The organism is Gardnerella piotii (assembly GCF_003397585.1).
Taxonomy (GTDB): Bacteria; Actinomycetota; Actinomycetes; order Actinomycetales; family Bifidobacteriaceae; genus Bifidobacterium; species Bifidobacterium piotii.
Genome location: NZ_QJUV01000001.1, coordinates 1352035 through 1374865, shown reverse-complemented (window position 1 = coordinate 1374865; position 22831 = coordinate 1352035). Strand labels below are relative to the sequence as shown.

The window sequence follows — 22831 nt, the reverse complement described above, 5'->3', positions numbered from 1 at the left end:
GTATGATTAGCAAGTTCACCTAGGGATGTGGCGCAATTGGTAGCGCAACGGTCTCCAAAACCGTAGGTTGTGGGTTCGAGTCCCGCCGTCCCTGCCAGTTTTATTGTTAACAATTTTCAAACGAAGGATTCAAGCATGGCCAAGGCAAAAGAGAAGAAGCCAAATTTGTTCATGCGTATTGGCATGTTCATTAAGCAAACTATTGACGAAACGCGCAAAGTCGTAGCTCCACACGGCAAAGAGTTGTTTGCTTGGTCTGCTTCCGTGTTTATTTTTGTTATTTTCTTGATGGTTTTTGTCACTGTTATGGACTTCGGTTTAGGCAAGTCCGTTATGTGGCTGTTTGGCTGATTTAAACGAATTTTGAGGGTGTGCAAATATGACTGACGAGTTGAATCTCGAAAATGTTGAGTCTGTAGAGAATTTTGCTGATTTAGATGCAGCTTCTGCTGCTGCAGATGCGCCTGAGCAGGCTGAATCTACGGTTGCTGGCGATTCGCCAGTGGAAAATAGCGCTGATTCTGCCGACAATTCTGCTGATTCTGCTGAAGATTCCGAAGATTCTGCAGACGTAAATCCTACAGACGCTGGCGCCGCTGCAGTCGCCGAGTTTTCCAAGACTTTGCGAACTCTTGAAGGCAAGTGGTACGTTCTTCACACCTACTCTGGCTACGAGAAGCGCGTTAAAACTAACGTTGAATCTCGCGTTCAAAGCTTTGGTTTGGAAGATAAGATTTTCCAGATTGAAGTTCCAATGGAAGAGGTTGAAAAGCACACAGACAAGGGCAAGAAGGTTATTACCCGTGTGCGCGTTCCAGGATATGTGCTTATTCGCATGTGGCCAGACGAGAATGCTCGCCGCATTGTGCGCGAAACTGAAGGCGTTACTGGTTTTGTTGGCCCATCTAAGGATCCAGCGCCTCTTAGCCGCAAGGAAGTTATTGATATGATGGCTCCTATGATTGCGTCTGAGGCGTTGAAGAAGGCTGGAGATAAGCCAGCTGCTGCTCGCAAGCGCAAGGTGGAAGTTGCTTACAAGGTTGGCGATCAAGTTACAGTTACAGACGGCCCATTTGCAACTATGGCTGCTGTAGTTTCGGACGTAGATCCTACAACGCAAAAGCTTACAGTTCTTGTTTCTATCTTTGGCAGAGAGACCCCTGTGGAGCTTGGCTTTGACCAGGTAGAGCCTATTGTTTGATAGTTGTTGTTTAAATAGCTATTAAATAGGTTTAGGCTTTTAGGCGATTTTATGGATTTTAAGGGATTTAATTCTCGATGAATTTTATCTTTTTAGACTCTGTTGATTCTACGCAAAATATTGCGCGAAAAGAGCTTCTTAATTGCGATTTTGAAAGCTCTTCAATTTTGAATCCGCTTGTTTGTGCGATTATTGCAAACAATCAAAGTGCTGGCAGAGGCCGTCTTGGTCGCAAGTGGGTTAGCGAATCGGGGCAAAGCTTTCTAGCATCTTATGGTGCTATTTTGCCAAAAAGCGTTGTTATGGATTCAAAATACAACGGTTGGCTGCCTATGATTGCAGGGCTTTGCGCAAGAGACGCGTTGATTGGCGCGCTTAAAGAAGTTGGTGCGCGCAAAATCTGCGAAGTCGGCGAAATCGGCGATTGCGAAAATAAAATTTGCGATTTTGGTCAAGAAATAAAAATCAAATGGCCAAATGACATTTTTATTGGCGATTGCAAAGAAGGCGGAATTTTAACCGAAATCGCAGCTATTGCAAATCATAGCTCTTTACAACAAAATATTGGCGTGATTTTTGGAATCGGCCTTAATCTTAATGTGTCTAAAGAGTCGCTTCCAATTGAGCAGGCAACATCTTTACAAATGCATTACGCGAATCTTCCAGACGCTATGGAGTTAAGGGATATTATTGCTAAGCGTTTAGCGAAAAACTTAAACAATAGACTAGCGAGTTTTGTTCAAAATCCTGCGCAAAGCGCATTGTGCTTGCGTGAGGAAGTTAGCGCAGTTTGTTGGACTCTTGGGCGCAAAGTTAGCGTGTATGCGCCAGAAGTTAATAGTGAGCTAAATAACGGTGAATGCGTAGAAGGCGTTGCGCAGAGCATTAATGATGATGCTTCGCTTTTGATTCTTAAAGACTCGGGAGAATCTGCGATTGTGCACACGGGCGACGTTCACGCGCTTTGACCGCGCGAACGATATTTCCGCATTTTGTACGTGATTTAGGTCAAATGTGGTACAAAGTGCGGAAGTTTTTTCCCGAGTTTGTACCATTTTCGGGTCAAATTTGGTACAAAAAGCGGAAAGGCAGGTCGTCGCGCGGCAAAGTGATATTGATTTTGATACAAAAAAGACCGCAGTCTCGTCACTGCGGCCTTAGAATAGTTAGCGCGTTGCGCTTGCGATTAATCATGCATTGGTGTTGTGCTTAAACGCGCCATACAATCCTGCGTAAGCGGCGCTAGCGATTGCAGCTTTAATAATATCGCCCACAATAAAGCCAGTAGAAGCCACGGCGATTGCCCAAACAGGCAAGTGCATCATAAGCGATTGGCCTACAAATCCAAATGCGTAAATCACAAGAGAACCAACAACGGATGCTGCAAAATACGCGCCAAATCGTGCAAATTTCTTAGCAACAGAATCCTCTGGCATAGCAGCATTAACAACGCCTTCGAGCGCAGACTTTACAAGCGCAATCGCAGCTACACCGAACACGAATCCAACAAGGAATCCAACGCTAGGACCTGCAAAAGCCACAACGCCGCTCTTTCCGCCTGCAAACACTGGCATTCCAGCAGCACCAATCGCAAGGTACATAAGCACAGAGCTAACGGCTTGGCGCCAAGTCAAAGTAAGACCTGCCAAAGCCAAAACCAAAGTTTGCAAAGTTACAGGAACAGGAGTTCCAGGAATTGGCAATGCGCCAGCCATAGTGGCAGCGCTAATAAGAACAGTAAACAAAAACGCCTTAGCAAATGGAACAGCCAAACGATTAACATCAAAAGCCTTAGATGCAACTGCGCTAGAGCCTGCACCAGTGTTTGCACCAGAGTTAGATTCAAAATTAGCCACGATATCCTTCTTTCGTATTGTTTTTCGTTGCTGAATCAAAGATTAGACAAAAATCACCAGCCGCGCGTTGGAGAAGTTTACAAAAAATCGCATAATGTTTTGTTCAAATTCACGGATACTATAAGTCAAATTTCCTATAACTTGTAACGTATGGTTACGAATATCAAAAAAATACTTGTGGCAAATCGCGGCGAAATCGCGCTTAGAGTGATTCGCACTGCTCAAGAGATGGGAATACAAACTGTAGCTATTTATGCGGCATCCGACCGCCAAGCGCAGTATGTTGAGATGGCAAGCGAAGCGTACGCGCTTTCTGGAGACACGTACAGAGACACTTATTTAAACGAAGACGCGATTATAGACATTTTGCATAAAAGCGGCGCAGATGCTGTACACCCTGGTTACGGATTTTTATCGGAAGTAGCGAGTTTTGCGCAAAAGGTGATTTATGCTGGCGCTGTGTGGATTGGCCCGAAGCCAGAAGCGCTTATTGATTTGGGGGATAAAATAACCGCGCGGCGCGTTGCAACTCGCGCTAAAGTGCCGCCCGTGCCAGGCATATCGGAGCCTGTAAAAGACATTAGAGAATTGTTGACTTTTGCGCAAACACACGGCTACCCAGTTATGATGAAGCGCACAGATGGCGGCGGCGGCCGCGGAATAACCGTTGTGCACAACGATGACGAGCTTCGCGGATTCTACATGAACCACGACGCTTTGCAAGGCGGCGACCTTGACGAGTACTTTATTGAGCGTTTTATAGACAAGGCTAGGCATGTGGAAACGCAGGTTGGCCGCGATTCGCATGGAAACTTCACCATATATTCCACGCGCGATTGCTCGGTGCAGCGCCGAAACCAAAAGTTGGTTGAGGAAGCACCAGCGCCATTCCTTACCGATGACGAGAACGCGCAGCTTCACCGATATTCTCGTAACCTATTTGAAGCTGTTGACTACGTTGGTTTGGGCACGTGCGAATATATGGTGACATCTCAACACAAAGTTTACTTCTTGGAAGTGAATCCACGATTGCAAGTGGAGCACACGGTTAGTGAGGAAGTTAGCGGACTAGATCTTGTGCGCGAACAGCTTACGATTGCCGACGGCGGTGAGCTTACGCAAAATCACCCTTCGCGCGGGCATAGTTTTGAGCTTAGAATCACTTCGGAAGACCCAGCAACGAATCTTACGCCTAGCGCAGGCACGCTAACAAAAATAGAGTGGCCATCTGGTCCTGGAATTCGTGTGGATTCTGGCGTAGAAGTTGGAGATAGCGTGTCTCCAAAATTCGACTCCATGATGGGCAAGCTTATTGTTACGGCGCAAAATCGCGATGCGGCAATTGCTCGCGTAAGGCGTGCGCTTAAGGAGCTTTGCATTGAGGGCGTGCCTACTCCTGCTAAGCTTTTTGAGCAAATTTTTAACGACCCTGATTTTACGGCTCAAGATCACGATTTTGATATTTCTACAAAATGGCTTGAACGCAAGTATTTGAACCGCACTGCTGCAGCGGCAAATGGCGGACAGCCTGCTTCTTTGGATTCCAATAAGTATGGTGAAGACGCGCAAAATAAGCCAACTAAAATGGAGTCTTTTGTAATAGAAGTAGATAATAAGCGCGTAAAACTTACGATTCCGCAAGATATTGTAGACAATCTTACTGGCTCTGCACGAGTTAGAAGCACGGTTCGCGCATCGCAGCCGCTTAGAGGGCGAGGCTTAAGAGGAGATACTCACAAGTCGGAAATGCCAAAGGACGCTCCTGGCGTGATTTCTGCTCCAATGCAAGCTGTGATTACGCGCGTAAACGTTGCAGAAGGTCAGAGCGTAGCTAAAGGCGACCTACTTGCTGTTCTTGAATCCATGAAAATGGAAAACTACGTTTACGCACCTGCAGCTGGCGTAGTTACTGGCATTTTTGTAGGGCCTGGAGATGGTGTAGAAGCAGGCGAAAAGCTTGTAACAATTGACGTAACTAAAGGCGGTAGTGCAAAATGAGTGCGCTTACTAAAGATGCTACACAAGTTGCAAAAGATGTTAATAGAGATGATACGCAAGTTAATAAAAATGCGCAGTCTGCTCAGTCTACTCAAACTACGCAAAATACGCAGCCTCAGCGCGGAAAAGCAGCCGTAGAACACGCGGCTCGCCTTGCTAGAAACGCCGAGCAGAATGCGCTAGAACGCCAGCATGCAAAAGGAAAATCCACTGCCAGAGAGCGTTTGGATTTGCTTTTTGACACGGGTACGTTTGAAGAAATCGGCCGCTTTAACGGCGGAGACATAAATAACGATGTTGCAGGATGCGCTGTAATCACTGGCTTTGGCGAAGTGTACGGAAAAAAAGTGGCCGTGTATGCGCAGGATTTTTCCGTTCGTGGCGGCACGCTTGGACGCGCTGAAGGCCAGAAAATTTGCCATCTTCTAGACATGGCGTTGCAGCTTGCAGTTCCAGTTGTTGCGCTAATCGACTCGGGTGGCGCTCGCATTCAAGAAGGCGTTAACGCGCTTACGCAATATGGCAGAATCTTCAAAAAAACTTGTGAAGCAAGCGGTTTAATTCCGCAAATTTCCTTGATTTTAGGACCTTGTGCTGGTGGCGCAGTTTATTGCCCTGCTCTTACGGATTTTATAATCATGACTCGCGAGCATTCCAACATGTTTGTAACTGGTCCAGATGTTGTTAAGGCAGCTACAGGCGAATCGATTAGCATGGACGATTTGGGCGGTGGATATGTGCATAACTCCACTTCGGGCGTTGCTCACTATTTGGGCGAAGACGAGGCAGACGCCATTGACTACGCGCGCACAATCCTTGCTTATTTGCCGCAAAATTGCAATCAAAATCCGCCAACATTCGCATACGCTGCCACTCGCGCAGACAGAGAAACTGCTAAGCAGCTTGCGACTATTGTTCCGAGCAATGATCGCCAGCCGTACGACGTTTTAGACGTTATTCGCGCAATCGTAGATTATGGCGAATTTGTGCAAGTTCAGGAGCTTTATGCTGCATCCGCGGTTGTTGGTTTTGCGTGCATAGACGGACATCCTGTTGGAATAGTGGCAAATCAGCCTAAGGTAAACGCGGGAATTTTAGACGTTAATTCTTCCGAAAAAGTAGCGCGATTTGTGCGATTGTGCGACGCGTTTAATCTTCCTGTTGTAACTCTTGTAGACACTCCTGGATACAAGCCAGGATCGGACCAGGAGCATGCTGGAATTATTCGCAGAGGCGCAAAAGTGATTTACGCGTACGCAAACGCGCAAGTTCCGCTTGTTACCGTGATTTTACGCAAGGCTTTTGGTGGAGCATACATTGTAATGGGCTCAAAGTCTATGGGCGCAGACTTTAACTACGCTTGGCCTACCAGCCAGATAGCGGTTTTGGGCGCTCAAGGAGCTGTGAACATTATTCATCGCAAGGATTTGCAAAAAGCAAAAGAGCGCGGTCAAGATGTTGACGCTTTAAGAAAAAAGCTTGTTGAGAATTACGAAAATACCACTGTAAACGCGAATCTTTCGCTGGAAACTGGCCAGATTGACGCAATGATAGATCCGGAGCAAACAAGAGATGTTATTGCTAATTCTTTGAAGATTTTAAGAAGTAAAAAACGTGTTTCGAGAACGGGGAAGCATCATGGAAACCAGCCAATGTGATTTTAGGGTGATTTTAGGGTGATTTGAGAATGATTTGGCAGCCGCGCAAAAGTCGCAAGCAGCCGCGGACGCGACTAGCAACAAGTTCAAATAATCAAAGTCACAAATAATCAAAGTCACAAATAAATCAAAACACAAAACACAAATCTTAAAACTAAAACGTAAACCCACAAACAAAGGAAATAAAATGACAAAATACTTATTTGATGAGCTTGCACAAAATCCACATATTTTAGTTTTTGCAGGGCAATCCACGCCGTGGGTTCAAGCGTTAAAAGACGCGCAAAAAGATGAAGACTTAAACGCGCAGCTTCGCGAGTATAACAATTGCGCCAAAAAACTTCTAAACAACATATATGCGCAGCTTTTAGCAAACGCAGGAAAAGACATAAACGTATTCGACGCTTTAGAATCTGCAAACGAGCGCACGCAAGACGCGCAAATAAGCGTTCCAGGAATCGCCTTGGCGCAGCTTGCAGCTGTTAGTGATTTTACAAATCTTGGGTACAATTTTGAAGTTTGCAAGCCAATCGCAAGTCTTGGTCATTCTCAAGGCGTGATTGCTGCAAAAATGGTAGAAGCGCGATTAGAGGCTGGTTCTTGGCAGGCAGCGCAAGGCAAAATCGCGGAACTTTTGGCGATTGCATACATAATTGGAGCGGCTGCAGATCGCGAAGCGCGGCTTTTGGAAATAAGCGGAAACGGCTCTGCAACTCCAATGCTTTCGTTAAAAGGTGTAACTCAAAAACAGGCAGAAGTTTTGATTTCGCGCGTGGATCGTAAGCGTGCTGAAGTTTCGATAGCAGTTAAAAATTCGCGAAATCACATGGTGTTATCTGGCTATCCGCAAGACATGGAGGCCGTTTTAAGCGAAGCGCAAAAAGAAGCGGCTCATTCTAAAAAATTACGAGATATGAAGATGCGCGGCGGATCTGTTTTTGCGCCAATCGCAGAGTACTTAGACGTTACAGTGCCATTCCATTCGCCAATGATGAGCAAAGCGGTAGATAACGCTGAAAAATGGGCAAAAGAAGCTGGATTAAATGCCGAGCTTACTAGAAGTCTTGCAAATCAAGTTTTAGTAGAACAAGTGGATTGGGCAAGTCAAATCAAAAAAACTTTGGCAAATCTGGGCGAATCTGCTAAAGATTTGTGTATAATCGACATGGGCCCTGGAGAAGTGCTTGGAAAGCTTACAAGCGTGCTAGTTCAGGGAAGTGGCGCTGGAATTGTAGAAGCTGGAACAATGGCGTATCGCGCTAATGCGTCTACAATGGATGCTTCTTCCGCAAATTCTCTGCGAACGGGATGCTGGGCGGATTTTGCACCACGCGTAGTAGAAACGCCATTAGGGCGCAAAGTAGTTACAAAGTTTAGCAAGCTAACAGGCAAGGCTCCTGTTCTTCTTGCAGGCATGACTCCAACAACCGTAGACCCGCAAATCGTTGCGGCTGCTGCAAACGCGGGATACTGGGCGGAGCTTGCAGGCGGTGGCCAAGTAACAGAAGAAGTGTTTAACAAGCATGTTGAAATGCTCCAAAAGCAGCTAAAAGAGGGAGCAACTGTAGAATTCAACGCCATGTTTATGGACCGCTATTTGTGGAATTTGCAATTTGGCGCCAAGCGTATAGTTCCAAAAAAGCGCGCTTCGGGAGCGCCAATCGACGGCGTTGTTATATCTGCAGGAATCCCAGAGTTAGACGAAGCGAAGGAACTTGTTAAAACTCTTCAAGAAGATGGATTCCCGTATGTTGCTTTTAAGCCAGGAACAGTAGAGCAGATTCGTCAAGTTATTCGCATTGCAAAAGCTGTTAAGCCAGCAACGATTATTGCGCAAGTAGAAGGCGGATCTGCAGGCGGCCACCACTCTTGGGAGTCGCTAGACGATTTGCTTATTAGCACTTATGCTCAAGTGCGCGAATGCAATAATTTGGTGCTTGTAGCAGGTGGCGGAATCGGCACTCCTTCGCGCGCTGCCGACTACATTAGTGGCGAATGGTCCAATAAGTACGACTTGCCAAATATGCCAGTAGATGCTGTGATGATTGGCACGGCAGTAATGACAGCAAAGGAAGCGCACACAAGTCCGCAAGTTAAGCGCATGTTGGTGGAGACTCCTGGAATCACAGAAGCAAATGATGCATGCGTGGAAGGTCTTGGTGCGAGTGACGATCCGTTTGCTCCGATTGGCGAGCGCTGGGTGCCGTCTGGAAAGGTTGTTGGCGGAGTAACAAGCGGATTAAGCCATTTGCACGCAGATATTTACGAGATTGAGAATGCGTCTGCGCGCTGTGGAAGGCTTCTTGTGCATATAATGAAGCATCCAGAAGAGCTTGAGTCACGTAAAGACGAGGTTATTGCTGCTCTTAACACAACAGCAAAGCCATATTTTGGCAATGTTGAAAGCATGACATACAAGCAATTTGCTCAGCGATTCCTCGACTTATGCTACCCGTGGGCAGATTCCACGTATGCGGATCGATATGCTCATTTGCTTAAAAGAATCGAAGCGCGTTTTGCGTTGCAAGATTCTGGCGAATTTGAGTCAAGCTTGCCTTCTTCTAAAATCATTTTTGAAAATCCTCAAGAATCTTTGAACAATCTTATTGAAAAGTTCCCAGATGCAGCGCAAACAAACGTTATTCCAATGGATGCCGCATGGTTCCCAACTTTGGTGCGCGAATACCCTAAGCCAATGCCGTTTGTGCCAGTAATCGACAATGATTTGCTTCGCTGGTGGGGCCAAGATCAGCTTTGGCAGTCGGAAGATTCGCGCTACTCGGCAGACGCTGTTCGCGTAATTCCAGGACCGATTTCTGTTGCTGGAATAACAACAATGGACGAGCCAATCGCAGATATTTTGGGAAGATTTGAAGATGCGGTTATAAAACGTTCGGCTGCTGTCGATTCTAGAGTTTCTCTTGCGCAAAGCGCGTTTAGTCAAAGCGCGTTTAGTCAAATCGCGTGCGCAAAAAATGTTGAAGAATACGTGCGCGCATGCCCGAATATATCTTGGATTGGTCACCTAACTTCTAATCCTGCTTATAAAACGCAAAATAATAGCGAAAACTACGTTATAAGCGTTGTTAGTGAAGAAGATAGCGTAATTAAGCTTGATTTAGATATTAAATTAGACACATTCTGGGATGATTTAAGCGGCAATGATTCAAGTGCTAACGATTCAAGTGCTAACGATTCAAGTAAGGCTGATAATAGCAATAAGAATCACGCTGTGCGAAGCATTGTGATTCCGCTTATTGTAGATGCGAATCGCGCAGGGGGCGTGCCAGTAGTAGATAGAGATCGCTTGCCAAAGCACGTTTATAAGATGCTTGCAGCTACAGCAGGCATTGGAAACGTTGCGATTACGGGAGATGCTTTAAGCGAAATGCCTAAAGTAGATGAAAGCAGCAAATCGCAAGAAGCGCCATTTGGCGTAGTAAAGTCTTCGTACACGCTTTCTAGAAATCTTGGAATCGATCACGAATCTGCTACAGCTGGGCGACTTTCTGGCGGATTGCAGCCGTCTAGAATTGTTCCAGACGCGCTAGTTGGTCCTGCTTGGCCAACAATTTATTCTGCTTTGGGATCCGTAATGGTAAACGGGTACCCAGTAATCGAAGGCTTGCTTAACGCGGTTCATTTAGACCATTTAATAGAGTTAGATGTATCTACAGACGACCTGCAAAAATATGTTGGAACACGCATAAACCTCACTGGTTGGGCAGAAGATTATGCCGAATCAGCTTCTGGGCGAGTAGTGACAATACACATAATTCACAATGCGCAAGACGGAACGCATCTAGCTCACGAAACAGAACGATTTGCGATTCGCGGTCGCAGCTACAGTGCGGCGCTGCCAAAGCCTGCTGCGCAATACGGAGATGCAGCGGATTTGCACGAATATGATGTAGATGCAACTCCTAGAAGAATGCTTAGAAGAGTTGTTTTGAGCGCGCCTAAAGACATGACGGCGTTTGCGCGCACTTCTGGCGATTTTAACCCAATTCACACTTCTTACAGAGGCGCTGCAATATCTGGGCTTAAAGCGCCGCTTGTGCACGGAATGTGGCTTTCGGCAGCAGCTCAGCACGTTGCGCAAGCCTTGGATGAAAAAGGCGCGCGCTACGAGTTGATTGGCTGGACGTACAACATGTACGGCATGGTGCAGCTTAACGATAAGGTTGAGATAACTGTTGAGCGCGTAGGAAAAGTTCGACGCGCAGGACTTGCGCTAGAAGTAACATGCCGCGTAAATGGGCAAGTTGTTTCTAAGGCCAGCGCTCTTACAGGCTCGCCGCGCGCCGCCTTTGTATACCCAGGTCAGGGTATTCAAAAGCAAGGTATGTCGCTAGATGAGCGTGCAAAATCGCCAGCTGTGCGCGAAACTTGGCAGCGCGCCGATAAGCTTACTCGCGAAAAGCTCGGATTCTCAATTCTTGCTGTTGTTCGAGATAATCCTAAGGAACTAACAGCAAATGGCGTAACGTATCGTCACCCAGAAGGCTTGCTTAACTTAACGCAATTTACGCAAGTTGCGCTCGCTACTGTTGCTTTTGCACAAACTGCTCGCTTGCGTGAAGCTGGATGCGATATTTGGCCTGCCTACTTTGCTGGCCACTCGCTTGGTGAATACAATGCGCTAAGCTCTTTCGCTCAAATTATTCCGCTAGAAACCGTGTTGGAACTCGTGTTCCATCGCGGATCTACAATGCATCATTTGATTGAGCGAGATGCGCAAGGCCGATCCAACTATAGAATGGGAGCTTTGCGTCCAAACCAGTTTGGCGTAGGAGACGATGGAGTAAACGCGTATGTTGAAGGGATCTCTAAGCAAACTGGCGAATTCTTGCAAATCGTAAACTACAATTTGGCAGGTCAGCAGTATGCGATTGCAGGAACAATAAAAGGTCTTAAAGCTTTGGCCGAAGATTCCGCTAAGCGTGCTAAAGAATATGGTGGAAAGCCGCCGTTTATTTTGGTTCCAGGAATTGACGTGCCATTCCATTCCAAGCTGCTTAGAAAAGGTGTGCCAGAGTTCCGCGATAAGTTGGATTCGCTTCTTCCAAAGCATATTGATTACTCGGTGCTTGTTGGCCGCTACATTCCAAACTTGGTTGCGTGCCCGTTTGAGCTTACGCGCGAATTTGCGCAAAAGATTCTAGACGTTGTGCCTTCAGAGCGAATTGAAGCGGCTTTGCAAGATGATGCAACTTGGGATTCTTATGCTGCAGACGAGCAAAAGCTTGGCAGATTGCTTCTTACGGAGCTTCTTTCTTGGCAGTTTGCTTCCCCTGTTCGCTGGATTGAAACGCAAGCGCTTATGTTCTCTAGCACTTCTTGCGGCGGATTAGGTGTAGAAGAATACGTTGAAGTTGGTTTAGCGAATGCTCCAACTTTGGCAAATCTTGGCGCAAAAACGCTTGCATTGCCAGAGTTTAGTAGTCAGCGTGTTGCTGTTTATAACGTTGGACGAGACGAGAGTCGTGTTTATAAAACAGATACAGATTCGCTTGTGCCAGAAGTTTTTGAAGACGATGAAAGCGCGTCTAATGATGCGTCGGTTGCTGGCGATTCTTCCCAAGAGGCCGCACAAAAGTCGGAAGCTTCCGCAACGGCAAGTGCTGCGTCTGCTCAAATAAATGCAAATAATAATGCAAATAATTCTGTGCAAAATGTGCCATCTGATTCTGTTGAAGATATTGCATTTAAGGCGTCGGATGCTATTGAAATGCTGATTGCATACAGTGCTAAGATTCGCGCTGACCAAATTGGCGCTGCCGACACAACGGATACGTTAACAAACGGCGTATCTTCTAGGCGAAACCAGCTTTTAATGGACATAAGCTCCGAGCTTGGCGTGCCTAGCGTGGACGGCGCTGCGGAAGCTCCAATGAGTGCTCTTAGCAAGCTAGTAAACTCTGCAGCTCCTCGCTACAAGGCTTTTGGTGCCGTTCTTAGCGACATTGTAAGGCAAAGTTTGAGGTCGCTTTTTGGTGCAGCTGGTGTAAAGCCTGCTCAAGTAGATAAGCGAATTACGGAAGTCTATAAGCTTGGCGAAGGCTGGCGTGCGCACGTTTTGGCGGCGCTTGTTTTGCAAACGCGCTCTGGCGCAAGCGTTCGCGGAGGCGATTTGGCGCAGCTCTCTACGCAGCCAGCAAAGAACGCTTCTGCAGCTCAAGCGTTGATTGATTCTGCGATTAATCAAGTTGCTAAACAGCATGGAATTACTCTTGCTCAGCCAGGTTCTGCAGGATCTGGCACTGCAGGTGGCGCGGTTGTTGATTCTGCAGCGCTTGACGCTTTTGCGCAGCAGGTTGTTGGCGCGGATGGCGTTTTGGCTGCCACTGCTAAGTTTGTGCTAGCAAAGCTTGGTGTTGAGGCTCCTCAAGTAAAAGATGAAGCGGATGAAAATGCGGCTATTGTTGCAGCTGTAGAAGCTGAGCTTGGAGCAGATTGGCCAAAGCAAGTGGAGCCTCGATTTGATGAGCGCAAGGCGATTCTTTTCGATGACCGCTGGGCTAGCGCTCGCGAAGATTTGGCGCGTATCTACTACAATTCTGGGTATGATTCTTGCGCGAATAATTCCGAAGATCTTAAGCAAGTTAGCGAAATTTTGAACCGCTACGGTAGCTTTGTTGGATTAGGGATCGCAACCGCTCGCGAAGCTGAGTGGTTTGCTAAAAAGTGCAAAGATAATAAATTCAACGGTAATAATCGCAACGTATTGTCTTCTATTTTTGAGCAAGTTGCAAAAGATGCGCTAAAGTCTACTGGCGATTTGCCAAAGTCGCGTAATCATGAGCATTATGGAGACGATTCGCAAATCTTCTCAAATTGCTTTGAAGGAGATGTTGCTGTTGTAACAGGCGTTGCGCCAAATTCGATTGCAGCACGAGTTGTGACTGGTCTTCTAGAAGGCGGAGCTACGGTTATTTCCACTTCTCACAGCTTTAAGCCGAGTGTAAAAAAGTGGGCTAAAGAAGCTTACAGACTTCACGCAACAGCTTCGGCTAAATTGTGGCTTGTTCCAGCAAACTTGTCTAGTTATAGAGATGTTGACGCTCTTGTAAAGTGGGTTGGCACAGTTTCTAAGAAGGTTAGTGGCGCTACAACCACCATTTTGAAGCCTGCTTACAATCCAACTCTGTTCTTCCCATTTGCAGCTCCGCCAGTTAGTGGAACTTTGGCGGATTCTGGTGCGCTTTTTGAATCGCAATCCAGGCTTATGCTTTGGGGTGTTGAGCGCGCAATCGCAGGATTTGCGCAAATCGGAGCAGATACAGATGTAAAGCATTGTATGCACGTTGTGTTGCCAGGATCGCCTAATCGTGGTATTTTTGGCGGCGACGGAGCTTATGGCGAAGTCAAGAGCGCATTTGATGCCATTGTTAACCGCGCGCATGCAGAAAAAGTGTGGTCGAATCGCGTAACTTTTGCTCATCCAAAGATTGGCTGGGTGCGTGGAACTGGCTTAATGGGTGCAAATGATCCTCTTGTGGAGGCTGTTGAAAGCCGTGGCTTAAAAACCTTTACAACAAGCCAGATGGCAAATCTTTTGCTTGACTTGTGCACTAAAGATGCGCGCGAGCTTGCTGCAAAGGCGCCTCTAGACGTTGATTTAACAGGTGGATTAGGCTCGGAGCCTCTTGACTTGAACGAGCTTAAAGCTCAAGCTTTGCAAGAGAATAGTCGTAAGCAGGCTAATCAGAATGCTTCAAACGATTCTTCAATCAAGTCTGAAATCAAGTCTATTAACAAGGCGCTTCCGTCTCCAAATATTCCAACTCAAGCAATCGTTAACTTGGAAGATTGGAAGAACGTAACAGCAAAGCCTAAAGACCAAATCGTTATAGTTTCTGTTGGCGAGATTGGCCCGTGGGGCTCTGGTCGTACGCGCTTTAGTGCCGAGCAGTCAATCCAAGATGACGGAACGGTTTCGCTTTGTGCAGGCGCTGTTTTGGAATTGGCTTGGAGTATGGGCTTGCTCACTTGGCAAGATTCGCCAAAGCCAGGATGGTACGATGCGGAAGGCACGCTTGTGCCAGAAGAAGACATTGCAGAAAAGTATCGCGACGAAGTAGTGGCTCGCTCGGGAATAAGGCCGTTTGAGACTGGTATGGGCGGCGACTACAAAGACGGAGCAGACGAAGAAGAAGCCGAAATCTTCCTCGACCACGATGTATCTTTCAACGTTGCTACAGAGCAAATTGCGCGCGAATATGTGGCGCTAGACGAAGAGCACACCGAGATTTCTAGCGACCCAGAGTCTGGCGAATGGATTGTTACGCGCAAAGCTGGATCCATGATTCGCGTGCCAAGGCGAGCAGCCATGACGCGCACTGTTGGTGGGCAATTGCCTAAGGGCTTCGACCCATTAAAGTGGGGTATTCCAGCTTCGATGGTTGGAAGCGTAGATCCGATTGCGCTTTGGAACATAGTCTCTACTGTTGATGCCTACATTTGCGCAGGATTTACGCCTTCGGAAATTTTGCAAGCTGTGCATCCGTCTCTTGTTGCATCGACTCAAGGCACAGGATTTGGCGGAATGACGTCTATGCGAAAGCTGTATTTGGATAGATTCCTAAATCACGAAATTCCTACAGACGTGCTTCAAGAAGCGTTGCCAAATGTTGTTGCAGCTCACGTAATGCAAACGTACATTGGCGGCTATGGAAACATGATTCAGCCAGTATCGGCATGCGCCACTGCTGCAGTTTCGCTAGAAGAAGGCGTTGATAAGATTGCGCTTGGCAAAGCCGACTTTGTTGTAACAGGCGCGATTGACGATATTGGCGTTGAGTCCGTTGTTGGCTTTGGCAATATGAACGCTACTGCAAACAGCGAGGAAATGTACGAAAAGGGCATAAATCCGCGATTCTTCTCGCGTGCCAACGATCGCAGGCGCGGAGGATTCCTGGAAGCGCAAGGCGGCGGCACGATTCTTATTACGCGAGGAGATATTGCGCTTAAGCTTGGCTTGCCTGTTGCTGGCGTAGTTGGATTCATTCACTCATACGCGGATGGTATTCACACTTCGATTCCAGCTCCAGGATTGGGTGCGCTCGCTGCAGGATTGGGCGGCCGCGATTCCAAGCTTGTGCACGATTTGGCGGCTCTTGGTGTTACTCCAGACGATATTGCTGTTGTTTCTAAGCACGATACGTCTACAAATGCAAACGACCCGAACGAGTCTGAGTTGCACAATACGCTTGCACACGCGATTGGGCGCACAAGCGGAAATCCGCTATTTGTGATTAGCCAAAAGTCGCTTACTGGCCACGCAAAGGGTGGCGCATGCGTGTTCCAGATTAATGGCTTGACTCAGCTGTTTAGAAGTGGTTGGGTTCCAATCAACGCTTCGCTTGATTGCGTGGATCCTAAGCTTGCGCGCGACGACCACATGGTGTGGTTGCGAAAGAGGATTCACATTGGCTCTGTTAAAGCGGCTCTTGCTACATCGCTTGGATTCGGGCATGTTAGCGGATTTGTGGCGCTTGTGCATCCTGGCGCGTTTGAGGCGGCTGTAGCAGCTAGCGCTGGCGTGGATGCGCTTAACGAGTGGCGAGCAAAGGCAAATGCGCGTTTGGCTGCGGGTCATCGACTTTTGCAAGAGGGCATGATGGGTCATGTGCAACTGTTTGAGCCTGTGGAAAATCGCCGTTTGCTTAAAGACGGCACGCGCATGCCAGATGGATCGCGCTACGATGGGCATGAAGCAGAAAAAGCTATGCTGCTAAACCCAGATGCTCGCTTAGATGCAAGCGGCTATTATTGCTAACGCTCAGATAGAATCTTGAAGGTAGGTCGTGGCGTTCGCGCGCGACGACCTGCCTTCGCTCTTAGAGCGTAGCTAATATGGCAGTTATATTTTTGACTTTTGTAAAAATTGCAAAAGTGTTATAATGGCTCCTTACGTGCAAAATTGCGGAAAATTCAAGGTGCTTATGGCGATTTGCGTTCAAAATAAGCAATCTTATGCGTAAACCAAAGTTGGTTTGTAATAATAAGTGAAACATAGTTGTGTCACCATTAATTTTCATGTTTTGCATGGCAATAAAACAATATAGAAGCATGTTTGTGCCAACGGAGGAAAGGATATGCAGATGGTCGCTCATCGCCACCTTGCGTCGAAAATAGTTTCTATGATTGCAGCGAGTGCAATGTTAATAACAGGTTTTGCTGTTGTTGGCAATGCAAGCGCTAGTAGTGAGTCTAGTAATTCTCAATCTAGCAATCTAACTCTTAACCGTAAGGGTGTTATTGTTACTGCATTTCAGCAAAATTGGAAGAGTATTGCTCAAGAGTGCAAAACAACTTATGGTCCTGAGGGCGTGAGTTATGTGCAGGTGTCTCCTCCAAATGAGCATGTAAGTGGTACTCAGTGGTGGACTTCTTACCAGCCTGTGAGCTATAAATTAAAGTCAAAGCTTGGCGATGAATATGGCTTTAAGAAGATGATTACTGCTTGCAATGCTGCAGGTGTTGGGATCATTGCTGATGCTGTTATTAATCACATGACTGGTGCTGGTGACACTCATACAGAGGGTGTTGGTGGAAGTAAATATAGCGCTAAAGATCAGTCTTTCCCAGATGCTGGATATAAAAAGGATGATTTCCATAAGAGTACTGAAGATATTAAAGATTATACGAATGCTGAGGAAGTTTGGACTCACAGGCTTGTTGGTTTGCTCGATTTGGATACATCAAAGCAGAATGTGCGCGAGACTTTAGGTAAGTACTTTGCTTATTTGCTAGAGCTAGGTGTTGCTGGCTTCCGTATTGACGCAGTAAAACATATTTCTCCAACAGATATGGCTGCGATTAAAGCTGAAGCTGCAAAACAATCTGGTAAAAATGCGGATGAGATTTGGTGGATGCAGGAGACGATTGGTGATCCTTCTGAAGCTAAAGAAATACAGCCAGATCAGCATTTAAAGGAAGGCGAAGTTAACGAATTCCAATATTCGTACCGATTAAAGAGTGATTTTTATGGCTCAATATCGAATCTAAAGAATATTACTGATGGACTTGTTCCAAGCGATAAAGCTTCAATTTTTGTTACTAATTGGGATACTCCTCGAGAAAATTATGTGCGCACGCTTACCTATAAGGATGGTCCTCGCTACGAGCTTGCAAACGCGTTTATGCTTGGCTACCCGTATGGGAATCCAAACATTTACTCGGGGTATAGGTTTGAGAATGGTCGTAAGGATGATGGTGCGCCTGGAGCGACTGAAGATAAAGTTGAAGATGTAGATTGTTCCCCAACAACTGGTTGGCAGTGCACTCAGCGTTGGACTTCTATTCGCGGAATGATTGGATTCTTTAATGCTGTAAATGGTGCTCAAGTCACTAATTGGCAAGATGACGGCAATAATAACATTGCTTTTAGTCGTGCAGGCAAGGGATTCTTAGCAATAAACAATACGCCAAACGCAAAGAAAGTTTTGTATAATACTGATTTGCCAAATGGTGACTATTGCAACGTTTATGAGGCTGGAAATTGCTCTAAGACTGTTAAAGTTACAGATGGCAAAGTTGCTGCGACTATTGCTCCTTATTCTGCAATTGCTTTGCATGTGGATGCGCTTAAGGACAATATTTATGAAAAAGTAAAATCTAATACAGCACGTGATGAATCTGATACAAAATACAATGTTGACGATGCTAAAGACCAGTCAACAACTGTCTATTTTAATGCTAAAAATAAAGCAGGTAATCCAAGCTCAGTAAATATTCATTATCAAATCGGCAATGGATCTTGGACTGCAGTTCCTGGTAGACCAATGCGCAAAGTTTGCAATGATTGGTTTGCAAGAACAATTCCTAATAATGGCAAGCAAATTACTGCTGTATTTAATGACGGTGGAGATAAGTGGTATCACTTAAATAATTCAAATAATTCAAATAATGGTAATTTTACTATTCCAGCTGGCGCAAAGAATTATGTAGTAGATGCAGATTTGAAAGGTTCTGAATCTGCTGAAATTCCTTGCAAAGCAGAATCTTCAAAACCTTCTGCATTAAAGACGAAGATTGTTATTCACTACAATCAAAAAAACACGAATAAAGGTGTCTATATTTGGGGTCTTAAAGATGCTCAAGGTAATGAAATAGATGGTGCTTGGCATAAGTTCAATGGTCAAGACGCTTTTGGTAAGACTTACACAGTTGAGGCTGATGGCACTTACGAGGGTGGAAAAGTTGGATTTATTATTACCGCTGATCCAGGATCTGATAATAAAAATTGGCATAAAGACGGAAACAAAGATCGTTATATCTGGCAAATCGAAGATGGTGTTGGCGAAGCTTGGGTTATAAGCGGGAATGAAGATACTTTTGCTGAACCGCCATCTGAAGTTGCTGAAAAGCTTAACAAGATTCAAACCTTGAACGTTACTGTTCACTACCGCAGAACAAACAAGGATTACGCTGGTTGGAATCTTTGGACTTGGTATAGTGATAAGAGTGGTGTGAAGCAAGATTTTACGGCTCATGATGATTTCGGAAAGATTGCAGAATATACGTTCCACAATGATTCTGGTGTGAAAGATCCGAAGTTTATTGTGCGCTATTCCATGCAAGGAAACGATTGGGTTGCTAAAGATCCTGGCGAAGGCGATCGTTCGATTCCTGCAAAGGCAATCACTTTAAGCCAAGATGGTCAAACTGGTAACGCTGAAATTTGGCTTATGCAGGGAGATAGTAGAGTTTACTTAAGCCCAAACGTAATCAACACAAAGGCTAATGCTTTTAACGCTGATATTACGTCTTTTAAGGAATTTACTGTAAATGTGAGCGGCGACCCTTCAGAAGTAAAGAAGGAAAATGTTACTGTAACTGATGTTACAAGTAAAGATGCCAATAGCCACAAGCCAATAGATATTTCGCAAGTTGCTGTTGTGGATAATAGGATCGTAATCACTGCAAAGAACGAATTAGATCTTAAGAAAATGTATGAAATCAACATTAAGGGTGTTGGTGGAATGCCTAAGACAGTTTCTGCTTCAACTGTTAAAGGCTCTAAGATTGTTCGCACTGATGAGTTCGATCAAAAGTATGCGTACACAGGCGATGACTTGGGTGCTGTTGTAAATGGTAATTCTACGACTTTCAAGCTTTGGGCTCCAACTGCTACAAAAGTGGAGTTAGTAACTTATAAGTCAACTGATGAAAAAGCACAAGAAGATAAAACGCAAGATCTGACTCTTGGTACAGAAGCTGGAAAGCTTGGCGTGTGGAGTATTACTACAGGTGATGCAAAAGCTGGCACTGCTTACACATACAAGGTTCATTTTGCAGATGGCACTGTAAATAATTCTCCAGACCCTTATGCAAAAGCTGCCGTTAGAAACGGAATGAGATCCGTTGTATTCGGTGGCAATATGGCAACACCTGTATCTCGTAAGGCATCGTTTGATAAGCGCCCAACTGATGCGACTATTGCAGAGATGAATATTCGCGACTTCTCAATTCACGAAAGTTCTGGAGTAGATGTTGCAAAGCGCGGAAAGTATCTTGGTGTAATCCAATCTGACACTAAGAATGGGAACAAGCCAACTGGTTTGGATTATTTGAAGTCTCTCGGCATCACTCACGTGCAAATCATGCCAATGTATGATTTTGGTTCTGTGAATGAAGATTTTAAAGTTGACTATGTAGAGAAGAACGACAAAGATAATCCTCACCAAAACTGGGGCTATGATCCAATAAACTACAATGTTCCAGAAGGATCGTATGCATCTGATTCAGCAAATCCTGCTAAGCGCATTACGGAACTAAAGCAAATGGTTAAAGGCCTGCATGATGCTGGCTTGCGCGTGATTATGGACGTGGTTTATAACCATGTTTATAACGCGCAAAAGAACGCTTTTGGCCAAACTGTGCCAGGTTACTACTTCCGTTACAACGATGACGGCAGCTTGTCTAATAGATCTGGTTGCGGAAACGATACTGCTTCAGAGCGCAAAATGATGCGAAAGTATATTGTTGACTCTGTAAAGTATTGGGCTAAAGAGTACGGTATTGACGGCTTCCGTTTTGATTTGATGGGATTGATTGACCTTGAAACCATTAAGGAAGTGCGTGAAGCTGTTTATGCAATTGACCCGAACTCGATTATTCTTGGCGAAGGCTGGGATATGAGCCAATTGCCTTATGGAAACCGCACTATTCAGCCTAATGCGTATAAGCTTGCTGGCAATAATGGCGTTGCGTTCTTTAACGATTCCTTCCGTGATGTTGTAAAAGGCCAGGGAGATGATGGTGTTACTGGATTCGTGTCTGGAAACAGATATAGCGACAATCTGGTAATGCAAAATCTTTACGGCTGCCAGCCTGGAAATGCAAGCTGCACTGGTAGGCGCTACGCGAATTCTGGTCAGACTGTGCAATATGTTGAAGCTCACGACAATCTTAATCTTTACGATAAGTTGAAGAAATCCTTGCCTAATGAGACAGAAGAGAATCTTAAGAAGCGAGTAATGCTTGCTAATTCGCTTGTAATGTTTGCGCATGGTATGCCATTCTTCGAGCTTGGTCAAGAGTTCTTACGAAGCAAGAATGGTAATGCTAATAGTTACAATGCTGGCGACGGCGACAATTCCGTTAAGTGGGATTTGGTTAATAAGAATTCCGATGCTGTTGAGTACTTCAAAGAGTTGATAAAGCTAAGAAACGAGATTCCAGCGTTACGCGATTCCGAATATTCTGATGTTAATAAGAATATGCATTGGATTAAGAGCAGTGATGGAATTAATGCGTTTAGCGTTGATAGCAACAATAAAACGTATGTGTTTATTTTCAATGCTAATAGTAGTGAATCTACTGTGAATATTGGCAAAGGAAAGTATCGTGTGCGCATTGCCGATGGAAAAGCTAACAGCGATGAAGTATCAAAGTGTCCTGAAATTACTGTAGATGACAATGGAAATTACAAGGTTTCTGCTCTTTCGACTGCTGTGCTTGTGAAGGATGCTGAAAAGAAGGACGATAATCCTTTTGCAAATCTTAAGGCTGATGATGTTCTCAAATATAAGATGAATCCTTTAGATATTAATAAGTTGAAGGATAAATCTAAGCCTGGTACGCAGCCTGGTACGCAGAATCCAAATCCATCTGCGCCTGGGCATGGGCAAACGCCTGGTACTGTGACTCCAACTCCTGAGCCTGGTCCAAAGCCGGCTCCTCATCCAGCGCCAGCTCCGGCACCTGGGCATGGGCAAACGCCTGGTCAAGTGACGCCTGCTCCTGCTCCGTCTCCTTCACCAACGCCTCAGCACAATCCGTCTGAGCATGAAACTCCGACTAAGCCAGGTCAGACTAAGCCAGGTCAGTCTAAGACTGAAACTCCAGCTGAGCATTCTGCACCAGCTAAATCTGAACAGTCTGAGACAGCTAACTCAAAGCAAACTCGTCAAGATAAGCAAAATCATTCTGCACCAGCTAAACCAGCAGAATCTGCTCCAGTGCCTGTTGCTCCACGAACAGTTCAGCAGCTTAATCCAGAATTAAAGGGAACTCTTAGTGTTGGTAACAATAACGTTGCAACTGCTGGAGTTGTTAACAGTGTGAAAATTAAAGTTGTGAACAGCGAGTTTACTGAGCGTTTGAAGCGTGATGGAGTAGTTTATGCTTACGCGTACATTTACTCGTCTCCACGCTTGCTTAAGGGTGCCGATGGCTCAAAGTTTGTTGCTGTTCGCATGGTGAATGGCAAGCCTCAATTTGATGCTCAATTCCCATCTGGGTACTCTGGTAAACACACTGTTTTGCTTGTAGACGAACATGGAAAGCAGCTAGCATGGACGGATATTACTGTTGTTAACAATAGTGATTCGAGACGTGATAGTTTCCATTTGCAAACTGGCAGTAGTGTTATTGCTGTATTTGCGGTATTCATTGTGCTTGCTTTTGCTGCAATTATTGTTCGCTATAAAGTTGCATTTAGATAGATTTGTGACTTTGGGTTTTAGAGCAAAGCGCTTTGACTGCGTTTCCGCACTTTGTACCAAATTTAGGGCAAATTTGGTACAAAGTGCGTCACATCATTCGCGCTCTACGCTTGTGTTATATTTGTCTCAGCCGTGAGACGTTTGTAACGTTTTTTGGCCAAA

8 protein-coding genes and 1 tRNA gene are annotated in these 22831 nt (G+C 45.6%); 8 read left to right on the top strand and 1 reads right to left on the bottom strand.

All coding sequences use genetic code 11. From position 1 onward, the window contains the following. Nucleotides 1-21 precede the first annotated feature (21 nt). The 4 genes from D0T20_RS05835 to D0T20_RS05820 all read left to right on the top strand — a co-directional run bounded on the left by D0T20_RS05835 (nucleotide 22) and on the right by D0T20_RS05820 (nucleotide 2169). A tRNA-Trp gene (locus D0T20_RS05835) sits at nucleotides 22-97 on the top strand. A gap of 38 nt (nucleotides 98-135) precedes the next feature. Next, a complete protein-coding gene (secE, locus tag D0T20_RS05830) occupies nucleotides 136-351 on the top strand; it encodes a preprotein translocase subunit SecE (protein ID WP_004111941.1) in 216 nt (71 codons plus the stop codon). A gap of 28 nt (nucleotides 352-379) precedes the next feature. Continuing rightward, entirely contained in the window at nucleotides 380-1201 is an 822-nt protein-coding gene (nusG, locus tag D0T20_RS05825; protein WP_116438677.1) for a transcription termination/antitermination protein NusG, read from the top strand. A 77-nt stretch (nucleotides 1202-1278) separates the two neighbouring features. Beyond that, the gene (locus D0T20_RS05820; protein WP_116438676.1) at nucleotides 1279-2169 is read left to right on the top strand and encodes a biotin--[acetyl-CoA-carboxylase] ligase; all 891 of its coding nucleotides are present in this window, start codon (nucleotides 1279-1281) and stop codon (nucleotides 2167-2169) included. 222 nt (nucleotides 2170-2391) lie between these two features. On the opposite strand, the gene D0T20_RS05810 is transcribed toward D0T20_RS05820, so the two are convergent. After that, nucleotides 2392-3057 carry a biotin transporter BioY gene (locus D0T20_RS05810; RefSeq protein ID WP_162862701.1) on the bottom strand — a complete coding sequence of 222 codons (666 nt, stop codon included), beginning with the start codon at nucleotides 3055-3057 and terminating at the stop codon, nucleotides 2392-2394. A gap of 150 nt (nucleotides 3058-3207) precedes the next feature. Between D0T20_RS05810 and D0T20_RS05800 the strand changes: the two genes are divergently transcribed. The 4 genes from D0T20_RS05800 to pulA all read left to right on the top strand — a co-directional run bounded on the left by D0T20_RS05800 (nucleotide 3208) and on the right by pulA (nucleotide 22669). Then, a complete protein-coding gene (locus D0T20_RS05800; RefSeq protein ID WP_116438673.1) occupies nucleotides 3208-5055 on the top strand; it encodes an ATP-binding protein in 1848 nt (615 codons plus the stop codon). After that, nucleotides 5052-6713, top strand: a complete 1662-nt coding sequence (locus D0T20_RS05795; protein WP_116438672.1) for an acyl-CoA carboxylase subunit beta — start codon at nucleotides 5052-5054, stop codon at nucleotides 6711-6713. Before D0T20_RS05800 ends, D0T20_RS05795 begins: the two co-directional genes overlap by 4 nt. A gap of 187 nt (nucleotides 6714-6900) precedes the next feature. Next, complete coding sequence (locus D0T20_RS05790) at nucleotides 6901-16494, top strand: type I polyketide synthase (protein ID WP_116438671.1); 9594 nt, start codon at nucleotides 6901-6903, stop codon at nucleotides 16492-16494. Nucleotides 16495-16819: 325 nt separating this feature from the next. Beyond that, nucleotides 16820-22669 (top strand): type I pullulanase, encoded by a 5850-nt coding sequence (gene pulA / locus D0T20_RS05780; RefSeq protein WP_162862700.1) that lies wholly within the window; start codon nucleotides 16820-16822, stop codon nucleotides 22667-22669. Nucleotides 22670-22831 lie beyond the last annotated feature (162 nt).

Coding starts and splice junctions, on each gene's coding strand:
- secE (WP_004111941.1), top strand. CDS start 136: ATGGCCAAGGCAAAAGAGAAGAAGCCAAATTTGTTCATGCGTATTGGC.
- nusG (WP_116438677.1), top strand. CDS start 380: ATGACTGACGAGTTGAATCTCGAAAATGTTGAGTCTGTAGAGAATTTT.
- D0T20_RS05820 (WP_116438676.1), top strand. CDS start 1,279: ATGAATTTTATCTTTTTAGACTCTGTTGATTCTACGCAAAATATTGCG.
- D0T20_RS05800 (WP_116438673.1), top strand. CDS start 3,208: ATGGTTACGAATATCAAAAAAATACTTGTGGCAAATCGCGGCGAAATC.
- D0T20_RS05795 (WP_116438672.1), top strand. CDS start 5,052: ATGAGTGCGCTTACTAAAGATGCTACACAAGTTGCAAAAGATGTTAAT.
- D0T20_RS05790 (WP_116438671.1), top strand. CDS start 6,901: ATGACAAAATACTTATTTGATGAGCTTGCACAAAATCCACATATTTTA.
- pulA (WP_162862700.1), top strand. CDS start 16,820: ATGGTCGCTCATCGCCACCTTGCGTCGAAAATAGTTTCTATGATTGCA.